The following is a 23,487-nucleotide window of genomic DNA, read 5'->3' on the forward strand; positions in this document are numbered from 1 at the left end:
CTCCTCCACGGCGGGCGCCATGCGTGCCCGCCGCTGGCGGCGGCGCGGCATCATCGCGGCCAGCGTGTTGTTTGCGCTGGCCGCGTTGTTATTCGTGCTTGACCGCCTGTTCCCATTGCCCGCCATCGACTCGGGCGGCGCCGCCGTGATCGTTGCCGCCGACGGCACACCGCTGCGCAACTACCCCAGCCGCGACGGCATCTGGCGCTATCCGGTGACGCCGGACCAGGTCTCGCCGCGCTATCTGGACACCTTGCTCACATATGAAGACCGCTGGTTCTACTGGCATCCCGGTGTCAATCCCGTGGCGATGGCGCGCGCGGGCTGGCAGTGGGCCACGAACCGTCGCATTGTGTCGGGCGGTTCCACGCTGACCATGCAGGTGGCGCGCCTGATCGACCCGCAACTGGCCGGCAAGCCGTCGCGTTCCATGTCGGCCAAATTACGACAGGCCTGGCGCGCGGTGCAGTTGGAGATGCACTACAGCAAGGACGAGATTCTTTCCATGTACCTGACCCATGCGCCGATGGGAGGCATTGTGGAGGGCGTGGAAATGGGGGCGCGGCTATGGCTGGGCAAGTCTGCCCGCGACCTGGGCCCGGCCGAATCGGCCATGCTGACCGCTTTGCCGCAAGCCCCATCGCGCCTGCGCCCCGACCGCCATCCCGAGGCGGCTCAGGCCGCGCGAGACAAGGTGCTGGATCGCATGGCCGAACTGGGCCGCTGGACGCCGGCCGAAGTGGCCGACGCCAAGATTGAAAACGTGATCGCGCCGCCGTTGCGCGCGCGCTGGCTGGCGCCGTTGGCCGCGCAACGTCTGTTGCAGGAAGCGGGCGCCACGCCCGCCGCGCGCCGCGCGGGTCAACGGCCGCCGTTGGTTGGATCGACGCTGGATGCCGACATGCAGGCGTCAGTGGAACAAATGTTGCTGGACCGCGTGGACAGCCTGCCGCCCAAGGTGTCCATGGCGGTGCTGGTGATGGATAACGATACGCTGGAGGTCAAGGCCTACGCGGGTTCTGCTGATTTTTCGGACGATACCCGTTACGCCCATGTGGATATGGTGCGTGGCGTGCGCTCGCCGGGTTCTACTCTGAAACCGTTTCTTTATGCGCAGGCGCTGGACGAGGGGTTGATTCATTCCGAAAGCCTGCTGATTGACGCGCCGCTGTCGTTTGGCGGCTACGCACCGGGTAATTTCCAAGCGGCGTTTTCTGGGCCTGTCAGCGTCGCGCAAGCCTTGCAACGGTCGTTGAATGTGCCGGCGGTGGACCTGCTGGACCGCGTCGGGCCGGTCAGTTTCGCGTCGGTTATGCTGACCGGCGGTGTGCGCTTACGTTTGCCGGCGGGTGCCGTTCCAAATTTAAGCTTGATTTTGGGCGGGGGTGGCACCACATTGGAAGAACTGGTCGGCGCTTACCGGGCTTTGGCCCGCGATGGCATCTCGGGACGGCCCCGTCTTCGAACGGAGCAACCCAGGATCGAGTCCCGTATGATGAGCCCTGGAGCCGCCTGGATCGTTCGCGATATCCTCGAAGGTGGCGGGCATCCCGACCGGCCTTTCTACCAGTCGGGCAGTCCGGCCCGGCGGCTGGCCTGGAAAACCGGAACCAGTTTCGGATTCCGGGACGCCTGGGCGATCGGGGTGACCGATAGATGGACGTTAGGCGTCTGGGTCGGTCGTCCGGACGGTACGCCCAACCCCGGTTTTTTCGGGGCAAATGTGGCGGCGCCGTTACTGCAAGATATTGTGGCTGCGTTACCGGAAGGGGCGCAGCAGGTCCGTAGCCGGCCCGAAACGGTGCAGGCGGCGGTCACCTGTTGGCCACTGGGTTATCGGCTGGGCAGCGTGCCGTCTGGGGAATGCCCCGAACAGCGCGCCGCGTGGCTGCTGAACGACACGGCGCCGCCGTCATTTGCCGGCTATGCCGACGCCACGCAGGGGCCTTTGCGCGTGGGTGGCGTGGCCACAGGTTCGGTGCTTCGGCCCGTACCCGGCAGCCGGGAAGTGGCGCTTGATGTGGATGTGCAAGGCGCCGAAGGAGAAGTATGGTGGATGCTGGACGGGCGCGTGGTGAGTCAGGGCGCGTCGAGTCATCCGTTTAAATTAGTGCTGGCGCAAGACGGCCGGTATACGCTTACCGTCATGGACGCACAAGGCCGCCACGATAGTGTGGTTTTTGAAATCGCTGGCGTTACGCCATGATCGGCATAGAATATGAATCGTGTATTTGACCGCTTCGATGCAATACGGAGGAAGCGTGATTTCTCAAGAGCTTGAAGTCAGCCTGCATATGGCTTTCGTCGAGGCCCGTTCGGCCCGGCATGAATTTATTACCGTCGAGCATCTGCTGTTGTCGTTGCTTGACAACGCTTCGGCAGTCGAGGTTCTGCGCGCCTGCGCGGCCAACCTTGACGACTTGCGCCGCAACCTCCGCCAGTTCGTTTCGGAAAACACCCCGGTGATTCCAAGCGGCGCCGAGGTCGACACGCAGCCGACGCTGGGCTTTCAGCGCGTGATCCAACGCGCAATCATGCACGTATCCGCGGGCGGCACCGGCAAGAAGCCGGTGACCGGCGCGAACGTGCTGGTGGCCATCTTCGGCGAAAAGGACTCGCACGCCGTGTACTACCTGCAACAGCAGGGCGTCACGCGCCTGGACGTGGTCAATTTCCTGTCGCATGGCATTACCAAACAGCCCCAGGTGGAGTCCGCCGCCGTGCAGAAAGAGCAGCAGACCAACGGTGAAGAGCAGGGCGAATCGCGTCAGTCGCCGCTTGACCAATACGCCACCGACCTGAACGCCGCCGCGCTGGCGGGCCGCATTGATCCCCTGATCGGACGCGAGCACGAAGTCGAGCGCGTGATCCAGGTGTTGTGCCGTCGCCGCAAGAACAATCCGCTGCTGGTGGGCGAGGCCGGCGTGGGCAAGACCGCTATCGCGGAAGGCCTGGCCTGGCGCATCACGCGCGGCGAAGTGCCCGAAATCCTGCAAGCCGCGCAAGTGTTCTCGTTGGACATGGGCGCGTTGCTGGCCGGCACCAAGTACCGCGGTGATTTCGAACAGCGTCTGAAGGGCGTGCTGAAGCAAATTCGCGGCAACCCCGACGCCATTCTGTTCATCGATGAAATCCACACGCTGATTGGCGCCGGTTCGGCCTCGGGCGGCACGCTGGATGCGTCCAACCTGCTGAAGCCGGCCTTGTCCTCGGGCCAGTTGAAGTGCATTGGCGCCACCACCTACACCGAATATCGCGGCGTCTTTGAAAAAGACCACGCGCTGTCGCGTCGCTTCCAGAAGATCGACGTGCCGGAACCCAGCGTCGAACAGACCGTGCAGATTCTGCGTGGGCTGAAGAGCCGCTTTGAAGAACACCACAGCGTCCGCTACTCGGCGGCTGCGCTGTCGGCTGCCGCTGAACTGTCGGCACGTTTCATCAATGATCGTCATCTGCCCGACAAGGCCATCGACGTCATCGACGAGGCCGGCGCAGCCCAGCGCCTGCTGCCGCGCTCGCGCCAGAAGAAAGTGATCGGCAAGGTAGACATCGAAAACATCGTGTCCAAGATCGCCCGTATTCCGCCGCAGTCGGTCTCCAACGACGACCGCAGCAAGCTGGCCACGCTGGACCGTGATTTGAAAACCGTGGTGTTCGGCCAGGACGGCGCGATCGATGCCCTGGCCGCCGCCATCAAGATGGCGCGCTCGGGCCTGGGCAAACCGGAAAAGCCCATCGGCGCTTTCCTGTTGTCCGGCCCCACCGGTGTGGGCAAGACCGAAGTGGCGCGGCAACTGGCGTTCACGCTGGGTGTTGAGCTGCTGCGTTTCGATATGTCGGAATACATGGAACGCCACGCGGTGTCGCGCCTGATCGGTGCGCCGCCGGGGTATGTCGGTTTCGACCAGGGCGGCCTCTTGACGGAAGCCATCACCAAGCAGCCGCACTGCGTGCTGCTGCTGGACGAAATCGAAAAGGCCCACCCGGATGTGTTCAACATCCTGCTGCAGGTCATGGACCACGGCACGCTGACCGACAACAACGGCCGCAAGGCGGACTTCCGTAACGTCATCCTCATCATGACGACGAACGCGGGCGCCGAAACCTTGAACCGTCCCTCGATCGGCTTTGCCAATTCGCGGATGCTGGGCGACGAAATGGCGGAAATCCGTCGCATGTTCACGCCTGAATTCCGCAACCGCCTTGACGCAATCATTCCGTTTGCCGCGTTGGACCGCGAGGTCATCCTGCGCGTGGTGGACAAGTTCCTCATGCAGCTTGAAGACCAGTTGCACGAGCGCCGCGTGGAAGCCGTATTCACCACGAAACTGCGCGAACACCTTGCCAAGGAGGGGTTCGACCCGCTGATGGGCGCGCGTCCCATGCAACGTCTTATCCAGGACACCATCCGCCGCGCGCTGGCCGACGAGCTGCTGTTTGGCAAGCTGGTCGACGGCGGCTCGGTCACGGTGGACCTGGACGAGTCGGGCAAGGTGACGCTGGACTTCGACGACAACGGGAAACCACCGTCCTCGGATGCGCCGGATAAGCAGGAAGTCGAACTGATCGATTGATGACCGCGGACAGCCAGCCGCTGATCGAATGCGAACACTGCGCAAGCGTTTATCGCCGACATCAGCTTGAACCTGGCGAGACCGCCAATTGCGCCCGCTGCGGGGCCACACTGTGGCGCTACAGCGGGCTTACTTTGTCCAATTGGCTGGCGCTTGCCATTAGCGCCCTGATCATTTTCGGGGTGGCCAACGCTTACCCGGTCGCTTCCATGTCCGTGCAGGGCATGGTGCAGCAGGCCTCCTTGCTGGACTCGATTTCCATTACCTGGCGCCAAGGTCATTGGGTCGTTGCCGTCATGACGGGGCTGGCCGGCTTCGTCTTGCCACTGCTGCAGTTGACCGTGCTGTTGTGGGTGCTGGGCCCGTTGTCGCAAGGCCGTGAACCCGTGGGCTTCCGTGGCGCCATGCGTTTGCTGGGCGTGCTGCGTCCCTGGTGCATGGTGCCCGTGTTTCTGTTGGGCGTGCTGGTGGCGGTGGTGAAGCTGGCCGGCATGGCCGCGGTGCAACCCGGTATCGGGCTGGGCGCCTTTGGTCTGTTGACCATCTTCCTGACGATGCTGGGCCGCCTGTCACCGCATGTGCTGTGGCGGTATGCCGAGACGGCGGGCGTGGCGCCCGTGCATATTCCGGAAAGCAGTCCCGACAACGTGTTGGCCGGCTGCCATGTGTGCGGCCAGGTGCAGGCCTTGCCGCGCGACGCCGATCCCGAAGAAGAGCACCACTGCGTGCGCTGCCATGCCGTGGTGCATTACCGCAAGCCGGACCACGTGGCGCGCACCTGGGCGCTGCTGCTCGCGGCGGTCGTGTTCTATATCCCGGCCAACGTGCTGCCCGTCATGCAGGTGAGTTCCGTTTTGGGCGACAGCGCCCACACCATTCTGGGCGGCGTGGTCGAACTGTGGCAGATGGGCTCATGGGATATTGCGTTGATCGTGTTCATCGCCAGCGTGGCCGTACCCCTGACCAAGCTGCTGGCACTGATCTTGCTGTTGCTGACCGAACAGTGGCGCAGCACGACCAATCTGCGGCCGCGCACCCGCTTGTATCAGATGGTCGAGTTCATTGGCCAATGGTCGATGCTGGATGTGTTTGTCGTTATATTGCTGGCGGCGCTGGCCGATTTCCAAGGTTTGATGGAGATCAGCGCGGGTGCCGGGGCGGCGGCCTTCGGTGTGGTGGTGATCTTGACCATGCTGGCGGCCATGAGCTTCGATTTGCGCCGTAGCTGGGATCTGGAAGGCGAGAGCGAAATCGACACCCCCGAGATCGAAGGCCGGGCTCACCCGGGTCACCCGGCGCAGCAGCCACCGGCTCAGACCAGCAGGGAAGTGGGTTAGCAACAACAGCGGGTCCCGCGGAAGAAGAAAAAAGGAAAGTAGATGTCCGACCAAGCACCCGATGCCGGTGAAGAGAAGTACAAGTCACCGACCATCTCGCGCAAGCAGAAGAGCCGGATTTCATGGATCTGGCTGGTGCCCATCGTGGCCGCGCTGATGGGTATGTCGCTTGTCATCCGCACCTGGATGCAGGCCGGCCCGGATATCTCCATCTCGTTCAATACAGCCGAAGGGCTGGAGGTGGGCAAGACGCAGCTGCGCTACAAGGATGTGAACATCGGCACGGTGAAGTCCATTGGCTTCAACAGTGACCGCAGCAAGGTCGTGGTGAAGGCCGAACTGGCGAAAGAAGTGTCGGACCTGGCCCGCGAAGGCACCAATTTCTGGGTGGTGCGGCCGCGCCTGGACGTCAGTGGCGTATCGGGCCTGGGCACCTTGCTGTCGGGCGCCTACATTGGCGTGGACGCGGCCGAGGGCAAGAACGGTTCCGCCAAGGCCACCAAGCTCAGCTTCGAAGGCCTGGAGATTCCGCCCGCGGTCACGCATGACCGCGCCGGCAAGCGCTTCAAGCTCAAGGCGTCGGACCTGGGGTCCCTGGACATTGGCTCGCCCGTCTACTTCCGCCGCATCAATGTGGGTCGCGTCATTGGTTATGAGCTCGACAAAACCGGCACGGCCGTGAACGTTGAAGTGTTCGTGGATGCGCCCAACGACAAGTTCGTCACCAACGGCACGCGCTTCTGGAACGCCAGCGGCGTGGACTTCAGCGTCAATGCCGACGGCTTGAAGGTTCGCACGCAGTCGCTGGTGTCCATGGCGGTGGGCGGCGTGGCGTTTGAATCCGTGCAAAGCGCGCGCGACGGCAGCAACCCGGCGCCGGCCGATGCCAGCTTTGACCTGTACGCGACCGAAGCCGCCGCCAAGGCCAACCCCGACGGCGAAGCCTTCCCCATTCGCATGCGCTATGACCAGTCCATCCGTGGCCTGGCCGTGGGCGCACCCATCGATTTCAACGGCATCACGCTGGGTAACGTCACGCAGATCACGCTGGACTTCGACCCGGCCACCAAGCGTTTCTTCTCGCTGGTGGACGCCACGCTGTATCCGGAACGCCTGGGCCGCGTCTATGAAGAGGTGCGCGAGCGCGCGCTCAAGGATGGCGACGAGGCCGGCACGCGGCTGCTGGGCGTGATGATCAAGTACGGCCTGCGCGCCCAACTGCGCACGTCCAACCTGCTGACCGGTCAGCTGTATGTGGTGCTGGACAACTTCCCGAACGCCAAGCCGGTGGAGTTCAAGGCGACCGACCCGGCGATCATTCCGACCGTGCCGGGCAACCTGGATCAGTTGCAGCAGCAGGTCAGCAATATCGTCGCCAAGATCGAGAAGATTCCGTTCGACAAGATCGGCGAAGATCTGCGCACCACGCTGGCCAGCACGTCAAAACTGATGAATCGGCTGGACAAGCAGGTGGCGCCCGAGGCTCAAAGCATGTTGAAGCAGGCACGCCAGTCGATGGCGAATATCAATTCGCTGCTGGCCTCGGACGCCTCGCTGCCCGTCAATACCGAAAAGGCGATGCAGGAACTGAGTCGCGCGGCCCGCTCGTTGCGTGCGCTGGCCGACTTCCTGCAAGCGAATCCCGAAGCCTTGTTGCGGGGCCGTGGCGATGACCCGATTCCCGGCTCTGGCCCTGTCAGGAACTAAACAACCATGACTCTATTCTCGATCCGTCCCGTCTTGTCCCTGTTGGCGCTGAGCGCCGCCTTGGCGGGCTGCGGCTCGTCGCCGCCCGTGCACTACTACACGCTTCAAAGTCCGGCGGCGCCGTCTACGGCCGCGCCCGCCGGGTCGGCGGACTTCCTTATCGAGGTGCAAGCCGTCAGCTTGTCGACACAGGCCGACCAGCCGCAACTGATGGTGCGCACGGGCGACGGCAGCGTGGCGGCGCTGTATTCCGAACGCTGGAGCTCGCCTTTGGGTGACGAGTTGCGGGGCGCCTTGTCGGACGCCCTCAAGCGCGAGCTGGGCGCCCTGGACGTGCAGATGGTCAAGCCAGGGCCGGCGGCCCCGGTGTGGCGCGTACAGACGGACGTGCAGCGTTTTGAAATGGTGCCCGGCAGCGTGGCGCAGTTGGACGCCACCTGGCGCGTGCGGCCCGTCAACGCCAAGGGCACGGGCCTGTTGTGCCGCAGCGTGGTGACGGAAACCGTGTCGGAAACTGGTATTCCTGCGCTGATCGCCGCGCAGCAACGGGCGGTGGTGGGTTTGGCGGGCGTGATGGCGTCCGCCATACGCGGGCAAACCCCTGCCGGAACCGGCTCGGTGCAGATGCTGGGCTGCTCGCCGCTGAAAGAATGAGAAACCTGCATCAACTCAACCGGTTAACCTAGGGTTAACCTTAATACAAACAAGGTTGCAACCTGTCTAGCATACGGTCCTACCCATACTGGGTTTCGTTCGGACTCAGTAACACCTTTGCCATGCGACAGGAAGCAATCTCTTATGGCCAGCACGACCCTCGGCGTCAAAGTTGATGACGCACTGCGCGACCGCCTCAAGGCCGCCGCGAACAAGCTCAACTGCACGCCCCACTGGCTGCATAAGCAGGCCATTCTTTCTTATCTGGACAAAATCGAGCGGGGCCACCTGCCCGCCGAGATGTCGCATCTGGGCATGGACGCCGGCGCCGACGACGAGTCGGGCGACGCGCCCGCCGCGCCCACCCCGCCTTTCTACGAATTTGGCCAGGACGTGCAGCCGCAGTCCGTGCTGCGCGCCGCGATTACCGCCGCGTATCGCCGCCCCGAACCTGAATGCGTGCCGCTGTTGCTGGGTCAGGCCCGTGTGCCCAACCTGGAAAAGGTCCACGCCATGGCGTCCGACCTCGTCAAGAAGCTGCGTGGCAAGCGCAGCGGCGGCGGCGTCGAAGGGCTGATCCAGGAATTTTCCTTGTCCAGCCAGGAAGGCGTGGCGCTGATGTGCCTGGCCGAAGCGCTGCTGCGCATTCCCGACCGCGCCACCCGCGACGCGCTGATCCGCGACAAGGTTGCCCGTGGCGACTGGAAGTCGCACATGGGCGGTTCGCAATCGCTGTTCGTCAACGCCGCCACCTGGGGCCTGATGATCACTGGCAAGCTGGTTGCCGTCAGCAGCGAACAGTCCTTGTCCAAGGCGCTGACGCGCCTGATCGGCAAGGGCGGCGAGCCCCTGGTGCGCAAGGGCGTGAACATGGCCATGCGCATGATGGGCGAACAGTTCGTGTCCGGCCAGACCATTTCCGAGGCACTGGCCAACAACCGCAAGATGGAAGCGCGCGGCTTCCGCTATTCCTACGACATGCTGGGTGAAGCGGCCACAACGGCCGAAGACGCCGAGCGCTATTACGCGTCGTATGAGCAGGCCATTCACGCCATCGGCAAGGCCGCGGCCGGCCGTGGCATCTACGAAGGCCCGGGCATCTCGATCAAACTGTCGGCGTTGCATCCGCGCTATTCGCGCAGCCAGCGCGAACGGGTCATTGCCGAACTGCTGCCGCGCGTGAAGGCGCTGACGGCCTTGGCACGCAGCTACGACATCGGCTTGAACATCGACGCCGAAGAAGCCGACCGTCTGGAAATCTCGCTGGACCTGCTGGAAGCGCTTTGCTTCGCGCCGGAACTGGAAGGCTGGAATGGCATTGGCTTTGTCATCCAGGCCTATCAAAAGCGCGCGCCGTTCGTCATTGACTACGTCATCGACCTGGCCCGCCGCAGCCGTCACCGCGTGATGGTGCGCCTGGTCAAGGGCGCGTACTGGGATACCGAGATCAAGCGTGCCCAGGTTGATGGCCTGGAAGGCTATCCCGTCTACACCCGCAAGCTGTACACCGACGTGGCCTACCTGGCGTGCGCGCGCAAGCTGCTGAACGCGCCCGAGGCCGTTTATCCGCAGTTCGCCACGCACAACGCCTATACGCTGGCCGCGATCTATCAATTGGCGGGTCAGAACTACTACCCCGGCCAATATGAATTCCAGTGCTTGCACGGCATGGGCGAACCCTTGTACGACGAAGTGGTCGGCCCGCTGGCCCAGGGCAAGCTGAACCGCCCGTGCCGCATCTATGCGCCGGTCGGCACGCACGAAACGCTGCTGGCGTACCTAGTGCGCCGCCTGCTGGAAAACGGCGCCAATACCTCGTTCGTGAACTTGATCGGCGACGACACCATTCCGGTTGAATCGCTGGTGGCCGATCCGGTGGAAGCGGCCTCGCGCATCGTGCCGCTGGGCGCGCCGCACGAAAAGATCCCGCTGCCGCGCGAGCTGTACGGCAACCTGCAACAGGGCGCCCGCGCCAACTCGGCTGGGCTGGACCTGACTAACGAACACCGCCTGGGCTCGTTGTCAGCTGCGCTGTTGGCCAGCGCCGGCACGCCATGGCGCGCTGGCCCGATGTTGGGCGAGGGCGAGCAAGCCTGGGATGCGGCGCGCGCCATTGAAGTGCGCAACCCCGCCAACCTGCGCGACGTGGTCGGCCACGTGATCGAGGCGCAGTCGGAAGAAGCCGACATCGCCTTGCGCGCCGCCGCCAATACCGCACCCATCTGGCAGTCGACGCCGGTGGCGGAGCGGGCGCAATGCCTGCGCCGCGCGGCGCAATTGCTGGAAGAGCAGATGCAGACCCTGTTGGGCCTGATCGTGCGAGAAGCCGGCAAGTCGCTGCCCAACGCCATTGCCGAAGTGCGTGAAGCCGTGGACTTCCTGCGCTACTACGCAGACCAGGCTGAACAGGAGTTCAGCAACGACACGCATCGCCCCTTGGGTACGGTGCTGTGCATCAGCCCCTGGAACTTCCCGCTGGCCATCTTCACCGGCCAGGTCGCGGCCGCGCTGGCTGCCGGTAATACCGTGGTGGCCAAGCCTGCTGAACAAACGCCCTTGATCGCGGCGCAAGCCGTGGCCATCCTGCGCGCGGCCGGCGTGCCTGCCGGCGCCGTGCAATTGTTGCCCGGCCGTGGCGAAACCGTCGGCGCCCAACTGGTGGCCAGCCCCGCCGTGCGCGGCGTGATGTTCACCGGCTCCACCGATGTGGCGCGCATCATCGCGCGCACGCTGGCCGACCGCCTGGATGACGACGGCCACACCATTCCGCTGATCGCCGAAACGGGCGGCCAGAACGCGATGGTGGTGGATTCGTCCGCGCTGTCAGAACAAGTGGTGTTCGACGTGTTGAGCTCGGCCTTTGACTCGGCCGGCCAGCGCTGTTCGGCGCTGCGCGTGCTGTGCGTGCAGGAAGACAACGCTGACCACGTACTGACGATGTTGCGCGGCGCCATGCGCGAATTGGCCGTGGGCAACCCCGACCGCCTCTCGGTGGATGTGGGCCCTGTCATCGATACGGAAGCCCGCAACGGCATCCAGCGCCACATCGAGACCCTGCGCACGGCGGGCCACCGCGTCGATCAGGTTGAACTGAATGGCGAATGCCGCCACGGCACCTTCGTGGCGCCCACCATCATCGAAATCGATCACATCAGCGAACTGACGCGCGAAGTGTTCGGCCCGGTGCTGCACGTGGTGCGCTACAAGCGCGACGAGCTGGATGCGCTGCTGGATGCCATCAATGGCACGGGCTACGGCCTGACCTTCGGCGTGCATACCCGCATCGACGAAACCATTGCGCACGTGACCGGGCAGGTGCATGCCGGCAACGTCTACGTCAATCGCAACATCGTGGGCGCGGTGGTGGGCGTGCAGCCGTTTGGTGGCGAATGCCTGTCGGGCACGGGTCCGAAGGCGGGCGGTCCGTTGTACATGTACCGCTTGCTGGGCACGCGCCCGGCCGGCCTGCCGCCAGCGCTGGACGCCGCCGCGCCGCTGCCACAACGCATTGCGCTGCCCGGCCCCACGGGCGAAACCAACACCTATATGGTCGAACCACGCGGCGCCGTGTATTGCGTGGCGGCTACCGAAGCCGGTGCGCGAGCGCAGTGGTCGGTGGCACGCTTGACGGGCAACCATGCCTGGTTCGCGGACACGCCAGCCGCGCAGGCGCTGTTGGCCACGCTGGACGCCGAGCAGCAAGGCCAGGCGGGCATTCTGGCCGACGATGAGGTCGACCAGGCTGACTACCAGGCCGTGCTGTTCGAAGGCGATGGCGACGCGCTGCAAGCGCTAAACCAGCGTATCGCGCAGCGTCCGGGGGCCATCCTGTCGGTGCATGGGCTGACGTCCGACGCGTTGGCGGCAGGAGCCTCCTATGTGCCGGAACGCCTGCTGACCGAACGATCCATCAGCGTCAATACGGCCGCCGCTGGCGGCAACGCCAGCCTCATGACTATCGGTTGACCGAACGGCCGAGGGTGACCACAAAGTCACCCTCGATGACCGAGGGTTATCTCCAATATCGGGCAAGGTTGCACTGGAACGAAAATCCGGTCGCACCTCAAGTCTGGATGTCGCAACCCGGCATCCAGGCCTTGCAGAACATGCAGTCGCGGGACCCGGCCACCGCCGGGCCCGTGGTAGTAGAAAAACCAAAAGCCTGGCTAAAAGCTCAGGTATAACAAGGCCTTAAGTACCGCTATCAGTACACGGCCATCCGAGACCCCGGAGGATTCCCCATGAAGTTCCGCACGACTTTGAAGCTACTCGCCGCCAGCATCGCCGCTGTGGGCATGACGGCCGCCGCGTCGGCCGCCGACATCAAACTTGGCTTTGCCGCCCCGCTGACCGGTCCGCAATCGCACTACGGTGAAGACATGCAGAACGGGCTGAACCTGGCTTTGGAAGAAGCCAATAAGAAGGGCATCAAGGTCGACGGCGAACCCGCCAAGTTCGTGCTGGTGTCGCGCGATGACCAGGCCGATCCGCGCGTGGGCGTGCAGGTGGCGCAGCAATTGGTTGACCAGGAAGTCGTGGGCATTCTGGGCCACTTCAATTCGGGCACCACCATCCCCGCGTCGCGTGTCTACCATGAAGCCGGTCTGCCCCAGATCGCCATGGCCACGTCGCCGGAATACACCAAGCAGGGCTACGAAACCACGTTCCGCATGATGACCAGCGACACCCAGCAGGGTGCGGCGGTCGGCAAGTTCATGGTGCAGAACCTGAAGGCCAAGAAGGTCGCCATCATCGACGACCGCACGGCCTATGGCCAAGGCCTGGCCGACGAAGTGGAAAAGGCCGTGAAGGCCGCGGGCGGCGAGATCGTCCGCCGCGAATACACCACCGACAAGGCCAACGACTTCACCGCCATCCTGACCAACATCAAGGGCGCCGCGCCCGACGCGATTTTCTACGGTGGCCTGGACGCGCAGTCCGGTCCCATGAAGCGCCAGTTGGCCACGCTGGGCCTGAAGGCCCCGCTGGTGTCGGGCGAAATGACGCGCAGCGACACGTTCATCAAGCTGGCGGGCGATGCCGCCGACGGCACGTTCGCGTCCCTGGCCGGCGTTCCGCTGGACAAGATGACGGCGGGCAAGGACTTTGCCCAGCGCTACGAGGCGCGTTTCAAGAAGGCCCCCGGCGTTTATGCGCCGTACGCCTATGACGGCGCCTGGAACATGATCACGGCCATTGAAAAAGCCGGGTCGTCCGACCCCGAGAAGTACCTGCCGGCGCTGGCCAAGCTGAACCGCAAGGGCGCCACCAGCGAGCACATTTCCTATGACGCGAATGGCGATCTCAAGGAAATTTCGGTCACCATCTACGAAGTCAAGAACGGCAAGTGGGAGATGGTTGAAACGATGGTCAGCCAAGCCAACTAAGGCGGGCTGAACCCCGGGCGGGGCCGGCTGCGCCGGTGTCCGTCCACTCTTTGCGCTTGCGCCGCTCGGCGTGGCGCCGTGCCCGCAGCGTCCCGTCCGTCAAGACCAGGGCCGCTGCGTTGCGCGACTTTTTCCAGGCTTATTTCCGCGGCCCCTATGGATATCTTCATTCAACAATTGATTAACGGCGTCACGCTAGGCAGCGTGTACGCCCTGGTCGCCCTTGGCTACACCATGGTGTACGGCATCATCGGGCTGATCAACTTCGCGCATGGCGATGTCGTCATGATCGGCGCCATGGCGGCCACCACGGTCGCCATTTCGCTGGTGGGCGGCGACCCCGGCGTGTCTGCCTTCGTGGTGATAGGCGTGGGCCTGCTGGTGTCTGTGCCGCTGTGCATGGCGGTGGGCTGGACGGCCGAGCGCGTGGCCTACCGGCCGCTGCGCCGTGCACCGCGACTGGCCGCGCTGATCACCGCCATCGGCGTGTCCATCATCCTGCAGAACGTGGCCATGATGGCCTGGGGCCGCAACTACCTGAACTTTCCGCAAGTGCTGTCGCCGCGCGTGTTCGAGTTTGCCGGCGCCCGCATGAGCACGCTGCAGATCGCCATCGTGGTGATTGCGGCGCTGATCATGGGCGGCCTGCTGGCCATCGTGCACAAGACCCGTCTGGGCACGGCCATGCGCGCCACCGCGCAGAACCGGGAAGTGGCGGGGCTGATGGGCGTGAACATCAACACGGTGATTTCGGCGGCATTCCTGATCGGCTCGGCGCTTGCCGCCGTGGCGGGCATGATGGTCGCCACGTATTACGGCGTGTCGCAATACACCATGGGCTTCATGCTGGGCCTGAAGGCCTTTACCGCCGCGGTGCTGGGCGGCATCGGCAGCATGGTGGGCGCCATGGTGGGCGGGCTGCTGCTGGGCGTGATCGAAGCGCTGGGCGCGGGTTATATCGGCGACATCACGGGCGGCTTTCTGGGCAGCCATTATCAGGACGTGTTTGCGTTCTTCGTGCTGGTGCTGGTGCTGATCTTCCGCCCCTCCGGCCTCTTGGGCGAACGTGTGGGAGACCGGGCATGAACGTATCCCTGAAAAAAAGCGGGCTGTCGACCCGCAACCTGATCGGCATTGCGCTGATCGGCATCGTGCTGGCGGTGCTGCCCTTTGTGATCGGCATGGCCGGGCAGAGCTGGGTGCGCATCCTGAACTTTGCCCTGCTGTACGTGATGCTGTCACTGGGCCTGAACATCGTGGTGGGCTTTGCCGGCCTGCTGGATCTGGGCTACATCGCGTTCTACGCGGTGGGCGCGTATACCTGGGCGCTTTTGGCGTCGCCGCATTTCGGGCTGCACCTGCCGTTCTGGGCGATCTTGCCGATTGCGCTGGCCGTGGCCTGCCTGTTTGGCGTGCTGCTGGGGGCGCCAACGCTGAAATTGCGGGGCGATTACCTGGCCATCGTGACCTTGGGTTTCGGGGAGATCATTCGCATCTTCCTGAACAACCTGAATGCCCCGATCAACATTACCAACGGGCCGCAGGGCATCAACCGCATCGATACCTTCAAGGTGGGCGAGTTCTCGTTCGGGCGCACGGAAAGCCTGCTGGGCATGCGCTTCACCGGGCCTGAAAAGTATTACTACCTGCTGCTGGCCATCACGCTGATCATTATCGTGGTGTGCGTGCGCCTGCAGAATTCTCGCATCGGGCGTGCCTGGGAGGCCATCCGCGAAGACGAGATCGCGGCCAAGGCCATGGGCATCAACACCCGCAACATCAAGCTGCTGGCGTTCGCCATGGGTGCGTCTTTCGGCGGCGTGGCGGGCGCGCTGTTCGCCTCGATGCAGGGCTTTGTCAGCCCCGAGAGCTTCTCGCTGATGGAGTCGATTTCCATCCTGTGCATGGTGGTGCTGGGTGGCATGGGGCATATCCCCGGTGTGATCCTGGGCGCGTTGATCCTGGCGGCCTTGCCGGAGTTCCTGCGCGCGGTGGTGGAACCCTTCCAGCACATGGTGTTTGGCGCCGTGGTGCTGGACCCCGAAGGCATCCGCATGCTGCTGTTTGGCCTGGCCATGGTGTGCGTCATGCTGTTCCGCCCGGCGGGCTTGTGGCCGTCGGCCGTGCGCAAGCGCGAGCTGTCGTCGAAGGCGCAAGGAGGTGCGGCATGAGCAAACTGCTGCAAGCGCAGGGCCTGGGCAAACGCTTTGGCGGCCTGCAGGCCTTGTCCGACGTCAGTTTCGATATTGAACAGGGCGAAATCTATGGCCTGATCGGCCCCAACGGCGCGGGCAAGACCACGCTGTTCAACGTGCTGACCGGCTTGTACATCCCGGAAGACGGCAGTTGCACGTTCAACGGTGCATCCCTGTCCGGCAAGAAGCCGCATGAGGTCGCCTACGCGGGGTTGGCGCGCACGTTCCAGAACATTCGCCTGTTCGCCAATTTGTCCGCCATCGAAAACGTGATGATCGGGCGCCATCTGCGTACGAAGGCGGGCGTACTCGGCGCGGTGCTGCGCACGCGCGCCACGCGGGCGGAAGAAGCGGCCATCGAGGCGCGGGCGCAGGAACTGCTGGACTACGTGGGCATCGGCCATCGCGCCAACGACGTCGCGCGCTCCCTGCCTTACGGTGATCAGCGCCGCCTGGAAATTGCACGCGCCCTGGCCACGGACCCGAAGCTGCTGGCCTTGGACGAACCCGCGGCCGGCATGAATGCATCGGAAACGGTGGTGCTGCGCAAGCTGGTCGAAAAGATCCGCGACGACGGCGTCACGGTGCTGCTGATCGAGCACGACATGAAGCTGGTGATGGGCCTGTGCGACCGGGTGCTGGTGCTGGAATACGGCAAGGTGCTGGCCATGGGCAAGCCTGCCCAGGTGCAGCGCGACCCGAAGGTTATCGAAGCGTATCTGGGCGCCGGCGCGGCGCAAGACCCGCTGATTCACAAGGAGAGCCCGGCATCATGACGGCATCCCAACCCTTATTGGAACTGCGTGGCCTGCAAGTGGCGTATGGCGGTATCCGTGCCGTGCGCGGCATCGACCTGCGCGTGGACTCGGGTGAACTCGTGTGCCTGATCGGCGCCAACGGCGCGGGCAAGAGCACGACGCTACGCGCCATTTGCGGCCTGGTGCCGCTGGCGGGCGGTGAAATCGTCTACGGCGGGCAGTCGATCGGTGGCACGAAATCGCATGAACTGGTTCGCCGTGGCTTGGTCATGGTGCCGGAAGGTCGGGGCATCTTCGGCCAACTGACCATCGAAGAGAACCTGGCGATGGGTGCGTACATCCGGCGCGATGCCGCACAGGTTCGCCAGGATACCGACCGCGTGTTCACGCTGTTTCCCCGGCTTGCCGAACGCCGCAAACAGGCGGCCGGCACCTTGTCGGGCGGTGAGCAGCAGATGGTGGCGATGGGCCGCGCCATGATCGCGCGCCCCAAGCTGCTCTTGCTTGACGAGCCCTCGATGGGCTTGGCGCCGCTGATGGTCGAAAAGGTGTTCGAGGTTGTGCGCACCATTGCCAGCGAGGGCGTGACGATACTGCTGATCGAACAGAACGCGCGCCTGGCGCTGGAAAACAGCCATCGGGGCTACGTGATGGAGTCGGGCGAGATCATCCTGTCCGGCCCCGCCAAGCAGATGCTGCATGACCCGAAGGTTCGGGCGGCGTATCTGGGCGAAGTCGAGGAAGCCTCGGCGTAATCACCTTGTCTGCGCGAGAGCAGGGCGTGCGCCTGACAATGCGCGCCTGAAAAGCTAGCAGTTGAAAATGCCCGGCATCCAGATCAGATGCCGGGCATTTTCATGCGCGCAAGGATAGCGTTCAAGCGGGCTGGGGCACCGCGCGCTTTTTGCCGATCCGCAAGGCGATCACCGCCGCGATCAGCCCCGTGATGCCGGAAATCACAAAAGCCATCAGGTAGCTGCCTTGCGCTTCGCGGATGGCGCCCGCCATCCAGGCGGCGCTGGCGGCGCCCAACTGGTGGCCCGCGACGATCCAGCCGAACACGATGCCGGCGTCGCGTTCGCCAAAGGCTTCGGTGGTCAAACGCAGCGTGGGTGGCACCGTGGCGATCCAGTCCAGCCCGAAGAAGATGGCGAAGATCGACAGGCTGTAGAACGAGAAGTCGGAGTAGGGCAGGTAGATCAGCGACAGGCCGCGCAAGGCGTAGTAGACGAAGAGCAGCTTGCGCGGGTCGTAGCGGTCGGTCAGCCAGCCGGATGCCGTGGTGCCGACCAGGTCAAAAATACCCATCAACGCCAGCAGCCCCGCGGCTTGCACTTCCAGCATGCCGTGGTCGCCACACAGCGCGATCAGGTGCGTGCCGACCAGGCCATTGGTGGTGAAGCCGCAAATGAAGAACGTGGCGAACAGGAACCAGAATGTGGGGGTCTTGGACGCGCGTGCCAGGGCGCCGAACGTGGCGGCCAACATGCCGGTGCGCGGCGCGACGGGGGCGGGCGGGGCGTGTGGGTCGCTGCCGAACGGCACCAGCCCGACGTTGGCCGGGCGGTCGGGCACCAGCCACCAAGCCAGCGGCACCATCGCGGCGGCGGCCGCCGCCACCGTCCAGACCACGCGCGTCCAGTCGCCGGAAGACGCCAACGTGGCAAGGATGGGCAGGAAGACCAGGGTGCCGCTGGCGGTGCTGGCGGTCAGCAGGCCCATCATCAGGCCGCGATGCTTGGTGAACCAGCGGTTAACGATCGTGGCGCCCAGCACGGACGCGACGGCGCCGGAGCTCAAGCCGGAGAACACGCCCCAACTCATCAGCAGGTGCCAGGGCTCCGTCATGTAGGCGCTGACGGCGCTGGAGGCGGACATCAGGACCAGCGCGGTGATCAGCACGCGGCGCAAGCCAAAGCGTTCCATCGCGGCGGCGGCGAAGGGGCCGACCAGCCCATAAAGGAAGATGCCCGCGGCGGCGGCGAATGAAATCGAACTGCGGCTCCAGCCGAAGGCATCTTCCAGCGGTACCAGCAGTACGCTGGGCGTGGAGCGCAGGCCGGCAGACACGAGCAAGGCCAGGAATATCACCGCCACCACGACAAAAGCGTAGTTTTGCCCGATGTGGCGGAAGGGGATTGGGGGGCGGGCTATACTCATGTTACTTACCGGTACGTATCTGAATTTGCAAGTTTGCGAATGGTACGTACCGGTCAGTAACATCGTCAAGCGCTTTTTGACGCATGTGTTTTTCGAGCAGTTTTCAGGAGTCCTGCATGTCCACCAAGCCCAATCCCGTGTCCGACATCGCGCCCGATATTCCGTCCAATCCAGCGGAGCAACCCGCTTCCAAGCCGCTGCTTGCGGCCGACCGCATCCGCAAGACGGCGCGCGAAATGTTCTACCGCGACGGCATCCGCGCCGTGGGCGTGGACGCCATCGTCAACCAGGCCGGCGTGACCAAGCCCAGCCTTTACCGCAGTTTTTCGTCCAAGGACGAATTGGCGGCGGCCTATCTGCGCGACTATGACGCCGAATTCTGGGCGCGCTTCAACGCCGCCTGCGACGCGCATCCAGGCGACCCGCGTGCGCAATTGCTTGATTACCTGTCGGGCCTGGGCAAGCGCGCGGTGGTGAACGGCTATCGCGGTTGCGGGCTGACCAACGCCGCGGTCGAATACCCTGAGCCTCAGCATCCGGCCCGTGCGGTTGCCGTAGAGCACAAGCTGGAGCTGCGGCGCCGCTTGAACGAGATGGCGGCGGGCATGGGCGCGCACGACCCCGAGGCTCTGGCCGACGGCTTGCTGCTGTTGATTGAAGGCGCCTTTGTGTCCAGTCAGCTATTTGGCGAGGGTGGCCCGGCCGGACGCGTGGCGGACATGGCCGAAAAGCTGATACAGGCGCATCTTCAGTCGCATCGCCCGGGCTGAACGGGGGGGCGGCGCTGCACAAGACTAGTGCTTAACGTGGTGCCGCCTGCACCGCTTTGGTGGTGTTTGTCCCCATTGCGCAACGGTTAAAAAAATGCTTGAAGTTTTTATTGCGGCGCAACAAACGCGGATCTAACATGAAGTCGTGTTGTTCCACATCGCGCTTTCTCAAGGAGAGAATCATGAGCGATACCGCGTTGAAAAATGCCCGTATGTCGGATGCGCTGGAGCGGTCCTTGATCCGCGAGGCCGTCAAAGCGGAAACCCTGTCCAGTCCCTTCAACCGTGGCATGTGGTTGCGCCTGAAGCTGCGCGTGTCCTCGTTTGGCGGCGCGGTGGGCGAAGTCCTGCACGACATGGACGTGGGCCGCAAGCAGCATCCGGTCGTCTCCGCCTACCACTAAGGCGCCAGCGCGCCGCCGTCTTGGGCGCGGGCATAACCGGCAAGCCAAAAAAACGTCAGCACGCGCTGACGTTTTTTTTGGCCTAGACCACCATGTCCACCAGCAGGTAGCCGTCCAGAATCACGATGCCCACGGTGGCGCTGACCGCAGCCCAGGCCCAGGCGCCACGCAGCGCGTACTGGCCCATCACCCCCTTGCGGCAGGCCAACACCACCAGCGGGCCCAGCGCGAAGGGCAGGGCCAGGCTCAGGATGACCTGGCTCAGGACGAGCAATTCGTCGGGATCCTTGCCGCCCGTGAAGATCAGCAGGCCGACAGCCGCAGCGCCCGCAATCAAGCGGGTGGCCAGCGCGCGGCGCCGATCCGACCAGTTGCTGCGGATCTGAAACCCCTTGGACAGGATGCGTCCGGCCAGCACGCCCGTGATCGTGGAGCTTTGTCCGGCGGCATACAGCGCCACCGCGAAGACGACCGCGGCGCCGACTCCCAGGTTGTGGCCGATGACCGCGTGCGCGTCATCCAGGCTGGACACGATCAGGCCCGAGCCCGACAGCGATGCCGCCGCCACGATCATGATTGCCGAGTTGATCAGCATGGCCACGCCCAGCGACACGATGGTGTCGTTGCGGGCCACCCGCATCGCCATCCCGCGCGCGGACGAGGGCAGCGCCTGCGCGCGCTCGGCCAGCGAACCGGAATGCAGGTACAGGTTGTGCGGCATCAAGGTGGCGCCCAGGATGCCCAGCGCGATCAGAAAACCCTGGGGATTGCGCAAGGCCTGGCCCGTTTCCGTCACGCCATGCGCCACGGCCGTCCAGGCGGGATTCGCTTTGAACAGCAGGAACACGAACGACGCGGCCACCACGCCCAGCAGCACGGCAATGACCCGTTCATGGCGGTCGGCGTTGCCGCGCGTCAAGGCCAGCACGGCAAACGTGCCCACCCCGGTAACGGCCACGCCCGCGATCAGGGGCAGGTCGAACAACAGCCGCAACGCGATGGCGCCACCGATCAGTTCAGCCAGGGCCGTGGCCAGAATGGCGGCTTCACCCGCCAGCCAGGCGGCCTTGGACCAGCGCGCGGGCAGATGGCGGGCAGTCAGCGTGGCCAGGTCTTGTCCGGTAGCCAGCGCCAGGCGCGACACCAATATCTGGAAACCCAGCGCCAGGAAGGCCGAGGTGATGACGACCATCAACAGGCCGTAGCCGAAGCCGCTGCCGCCCGCGATGTCGGTCGCCCAGTTGCCCGGGTCGATGTAGCCCACGGCCACCAGAATGCCGGAGCCCACCATGCGACGCAGGTTCGCTGAAACCTGGGCGTCTTGGGCCAGGGCGGCTTTGCCCCCTGAAATCGCGTAGATGAAACCGGTCATGCGGCGCTCCTGAGAATGGTTCTCATTTTCTAGAAGCGCCTATCCGCCGTCAAATTGATTTTGGAAAAGCTTGGGATAGGGCGGGCCAATCGGGTGGCAATCTGCGGGGGCTATTGGGGAGCCCATCGCAGAGGCCAATGGCGCCGGCCTGGGCCAGCCCCATCAGCCGGTCTCGTGCTTAGGACTTGAGCTTTGCTTCCATGGTGATCTTGGCGTTCAGCACCTTGGAAACCGGGCAGCCGGTTTCGGCCTTGCGCGCGGCCTCTTCGAAGGCCTGGGCGGTGGCGCCCGGAATGACGGCTTCCACGCTCAAGTGGACGGCGGTAATGGAAAAGCCATCGTCCACCTTGTCGAGCGTGACTTCGGCCTTGGTGTCCAGGCTGGTGGCGACCATGCCGGATTCGGACAGGATGTTCGATAGCGCCATCGTGAAGCAGCCAGCGTGCGCGGCGCCCAACAATTCTTCGGGGTTCGTGCCCGGGGTGTCGCCAAAGCGCGTGTTGAACCCATATGGTTGGGCCTTGAGCGCGCCGCTTTGGGTGGAGATCGTGCCCTTGCCAGTCTTGAGATCGCCCGACCAGGCGGCGGATGCGGTTTTCTTCATAGTGACTCCTTTAAGGGAAGGGCGCGCGCGTCGCGGGCGCGCCCGGTGCAAAAAAGACGACCGCCAGCGGGGCGGCGTGCCTTGCCGTGCAAGGCATGAACGATGATAAGACGAGGCCGGGGGGCGGGCGCGGAATCCACCGGTGCGCAACGGCAAGCCGATGTAACGGCATCGACTATCTTGGGCCGATCGTCCACGGTACGACGCGGCCCATCAGGCAAAATAGAGGCATCTGTTCAAACCACCCCAAGAGCTGCTGTCATGCCTCGCAATTTTCTTCGCTATGCCTGCGCCGTCGCGCTGGTGCTGCCCACCTTGACGTCCCAAGCCGAAATCGTGATCGGTGTGGACGTGTCCACCACCGGCCCCGCCGCCTCCATTGGCATCCAGACCAACAACGCGATCCGCCTGTGGCCCGACACGCTGGGCGGCGAACCGGCGCGCTATGTGGTGCTGGACGATGGCACCGACGTCAGCCGCGCGGTGAAGAACCTGCGCAAGCTGACGTCCGAAGACAAGGTCGACGCCATTGTCGGCCCCAACACCACGGCGGCCGCCCTGGCCGCGCTGGACGTGCTGGCCGAAACCAAGACGCCCATGATTGCGCTGGCGGCCTCCAGCGTCATTGTGGAACCTCTGTCCGACCCCAAGCGGGCCTGGGCGTTCAAGATGCCGCAGAACGATTCGCTGATGGCCGCCGTGCTGGTCGAGGACATGAAGAAGAAGGGCCTGAAGAACGTGGCCTTCATCGGGTTCGCGGATTCCTATGGCGATAGCTGGTGGAAGGAGTTCACCGCCGCGGCCGGCAACGACCTGAAGATCGTGGCGCAGGAACGCTTCCAGCGTACCGATGCGTCGGTGGTGGGCCAGGTGCTGAAGGTGATCTCGGCCAAGCCGGACGCCGTGCTGATTGCCGGTGCGGGCACGCCCTCGGCCCTGCCGCAAAAGACCTTGCTGGAACGCGGCTACACCGGCGCCATCTATCAAACCCACGGCATCGGCACGCTGGAATTCCTGCAGGTTGGTGGCCGGGATGTGGAAGGCACGCTGTTCCCGACCGGCCCGGGCGTGGTGGCGCGCGAGCTGCCTGACAGCAACCCGGTGAAAAAGGTGGCCGTGGCGTTTGCCGATAAGTACGAAGGCCAATACGGCGCCAACACGCTGACGCAGTTTGCGGGTGACGCCTATGGCGCCTGGATGCTGCTGGATTCAGCGGTAGGGCGGGCGCTGAAAACAGGCGCCAAACCCGGTACTCCCGAGTTTCGCAGCGCGCTGCGCGATGCCTTGGAAAGCACGCGCGACCTGATCGTCCCCAACGGCGTGCTGAATATTTCGAAGGACAACCATCAAGGGTTTGACGAGCGTGCTCGGGTGATGGGCGTGGTCAAAAACGGCCGCTTTTCGTACGCGCAATAGCGTGGCCATGTTTTTCTACGTTTTGTAACGTTTACTGACGCTCCATAGGGCATCGGACGCCAAAAGCAGGCTTAGGCCTGCTTTTTTACGCCTACATGATTAGTGTAGAAATCATTTAATAGCGTATTATTTTTAGCGAAGCCATGTAC

Annotated in this window: 18 protein-coding genes; 14 read left to right on the forward strand and 4 right to left on the reverse strand. The window is 64.2% G+C overall.

The window, feature by feature from the left end; translation table 11 throughout:
• The first annotated feature begins 19 nt into the window (after positions 1-19).
• The 11 genes from pbpC (at position 20) to WBR68_RS21815 (ending at position 17,367) form a co-directional block, all read left to right on the forward strand.
• Positions 20-2,206: a penicillin-binding protein 1C gene (gene pbpC / locus WBR68_RS21765; protein ID WP_370641266.1), complete on the forward strand. Its 2,187-nt coding sequence runs from the start codon at positions 20-22 to the stop codon at positions 2,204-2,206.
• A 55-nt stretch (positions 2,207-2,261) separates the two neighbouring features.
• Positions 2,262-4,574: an ATP-dependent Clp protease ATP-binding subunit ClpA gene (clpA, locus tag WBR68_RS21770; protein ID WP_050445390.1), complete on the forward strand. Its 2,313-nt coding sequence runs from the start codon at positions 2,262-2,264 to the stop codon at positions 4,572-4,574.
• Complete coding sequence (locus WBR68_RS21775) at positions 4,574-5,911, forward strand: paraquat-inducible protein A (RefSeq protein ID WP_230695236.1); 1,338 nt, start codon at positions 4,574-4,576, stop codon at positions 5,909-5,911. Before clpA ends, WBR68_RS21775 begins: the two co-directional genes overlap by 1 nt.
• 42 nt (positions 5,912-5,953) lie before the next feature.
• Positions 5,954-7,618, forward strand: coding sequence for a PqiB family protein (locus WBR68_RS21780; RefSeq protein WP_050445207.1), 1,665 nt, complete (start codon positions 5,954-5,956; stop codon positions 7,616-7,618).
• A gap of 6 nt (positions 7,619-7,624) precedes the next feature.
• Complete coding sequence (locus WBR68_RS21785; protein WP_230695237.1) at positions 7,625-8,272, forward strand: PqiC family protein; 648 nt, start codon at positions 7,625-7,627, stop codon at positions 8,270-8,272.
• 144 nt (positions 8,273-8,416) lie between these two features.
• Positions 8,417-12,238 carry a trifunctional transcriptional regulator/proline dehydrogenase/L-glutamate gamma-semialdehyde dehydrogenase gene (gene putA / locus WBR68_RS21790; protein ID WP_050445210.1) on the forward strand — a complete coding sequence of 1,274 codons (3,822 nt, stop codon included), beginning with the start codon at positions 8,417-8,419 and terminating at the stop codon, positions 12,236-12,238.
• A gap of 275 nt (positions 12,239-12,513) precedes the next feature.
• Positions 12,514-13,659 (forward strand): branched-chain amino acid ABC transporter substrate-binding protein, encoded by a 1,146-nt coding sequence (locus WBR68_RS21795; RefSeq protein WP_050445212.1) that lies wholly within the window; start codon positions 12,514-12,516, stop codon positions 13,657-13,659.
• Positions 13,660-13,893: 234 nt separating this feature from the next.
• The gene (locus WBR68_RS21800; RefSeq protein ID WP_370641267.1) at positions 13,894-14,745 is read left to right on the forward strand and encodes a branched-chain amino acid ABC transporter permease; all 852 of its coding nucleotides are present in this window, start codon (positions 13,894-13,896) and stop codon (positions 14,743-14,745) included.
• A complete protein-coding gene (locus WBR68_RS21805) occupies positions 14,742-15,830 on the forward strand; it encodes an ABC transporter permease subunit (RefSeq protein ID WP_230695238.1) in 1,089 nt (362 codons plus the stop codon). The genes WBR68_RS21800 and WBR68_RS21805 overlap by 4 nt, the downstream gene beginning before the upstream one ends.
• Complete coding sequence (locus WBR68_RS21810) at positions 15,827-16,630, forward strand: ABC transporter ATP-binding protein (protein WP_050445217.1); 804 nt, start codon at positions 15,827-15,829, stop codon at positions 16,628-16,630. The genes WBR68_RS21805 and WBR68_RS21810 overlap by 4 nt, the downstream gene beginning before the upstream one ends.
• Positions 16,627-17,367 (forward strand): ABC transporter ATP-binding protein, encoded by a 741-nt coding sequence (locus WBR68_RS21815; RefSeq protein ID WP_230695239.1) that lies wholly within the window; start codon positions 16,627-16,629, stop codon positions 17,365-17,367. The genes WBR68_RS21810 and WBR68_RS21815 overlap by 4 nt, the downstream gene beginning before the upstream one ends.
• Positions 17,368-17,488: 121 nt before the next feature.
• Here the strand turns inward: WBR68_RS21815 and WBR68_RS21820 are convergent, their stop codons facing one another.
• Entirely contained in the window at positions 17,489-18,772 is a 1,284-nt protein-coding gene (locus tag WBR68_RS21820) for an MFS transporter (RefSeq protein WP_230695240.1), read from the reverse strand.
• A gap of 116 nt (positions 18,773-18,888) precedes the next feature.
• Between WBR68_RS21820 and WBR68_RS21825 the strand changes: the two genes are divergently transcribed.
• A complete protein-coding gene (locus WBR68_RS21825) occupies positions 18,889-19,542 on the forward strand; it encodes a TetR/AcrR family transcriptional regulator (protein ID WP_230695241.1) in 654 nt (217 codons plus the stop codon).
• 31 nt (positions 19,543-19,573) lie between these two features.
• On the opposite strand, the gene WBR68_RS21830 is transcribed toward WBR68_RS21825, so the two are convergent.
• Entirely contained in the window at positions 19,574-19,726 is a 153-nt protein-coding gene (locus WBR68_RS21830; RefSeq protein ID WP_164741270.1) for a hypothetical protein, read from the reverse strand.
• Here WBR68_RS21830 and WBR68_RS21835 point away from each other — a divergent pair.
• Positions 19,725-19,946 carry an XRE family transcriptional regulator gene (locus tag WBR68_RS21835; RefSeq protein WP_127185006.1) on the forward strand — a complete coding sequence of 74 codons (222 nt, stop codon included), beginning with the start codon at positions 19,725-19,727 and terminating at the stop codon, positions 19,944-19,946. The genes WBR68_RS21830 and WBR68_RS21835 overlap by 2 nt on opposite strands.
• An 82-nt stretch (positions 19,947-20,028) precedes the next feature.
• On the opposite strand, the gene WBR68_RS21840 is transcribed toward WBR68_RS21835, so the two are convergent.
• Both WBR68_RS21840 and WBR68_RS21845 read right to left on the reverse strand, forming a co-directional pair.
• Entirely contained in the window at positions 20,029-21,318 is a 1,290-nt protein-coding gene (locus tag WBR68_RS21840) for an Nramp family divalent metal transporter (protein WP_127185005.1), read from the reverse strand.
• Positions 21,319-21,496: 178 nt separating this feature from the next.
• Positions 21,497-21,922 carry an OsmC family protein gene (locus tag WBR68_RS21845; protein ID WP_050445224.1) on the reverse strand — a complete coding sequence of 142 codons (426 nt, stop codon included), beginning with the start codon at positions 21,920-21,922 and terminating at the stop codon, positions 21,497-21,499.
• A 261-nt stretch (positions 21,923-22,183) separates the two neighbouring features.
• Here WBR68_RS21845 and WBR68_RS21850 point away from each other — a divergent pair, with 261 nt between their 5' ends.
• Positions 22,184-23,338, forward strand: a complete 1,155-nt coding sequence (locus WBR68_RS21850; protein ID WP_050445225.1) for an ABC transporter substrate-binding protein — start codon at positions 22,184-22,186, stop codon at positions 23,336-23,338.
• The last annotated feature ends 149 nt before the right edge of the window (positions 23,339-23,487 follow it).

The organism is Achromobacter sp. JD-1 (assembly GCF_038594925.1).
Classification (GTDB): domain Bacteria; phylum Pseudomonadota; class Gammaproteobacteria; order Burkholderiales; family Burkholderiaceae_B; genus Achromobacter; species Achromobacter spanius_C.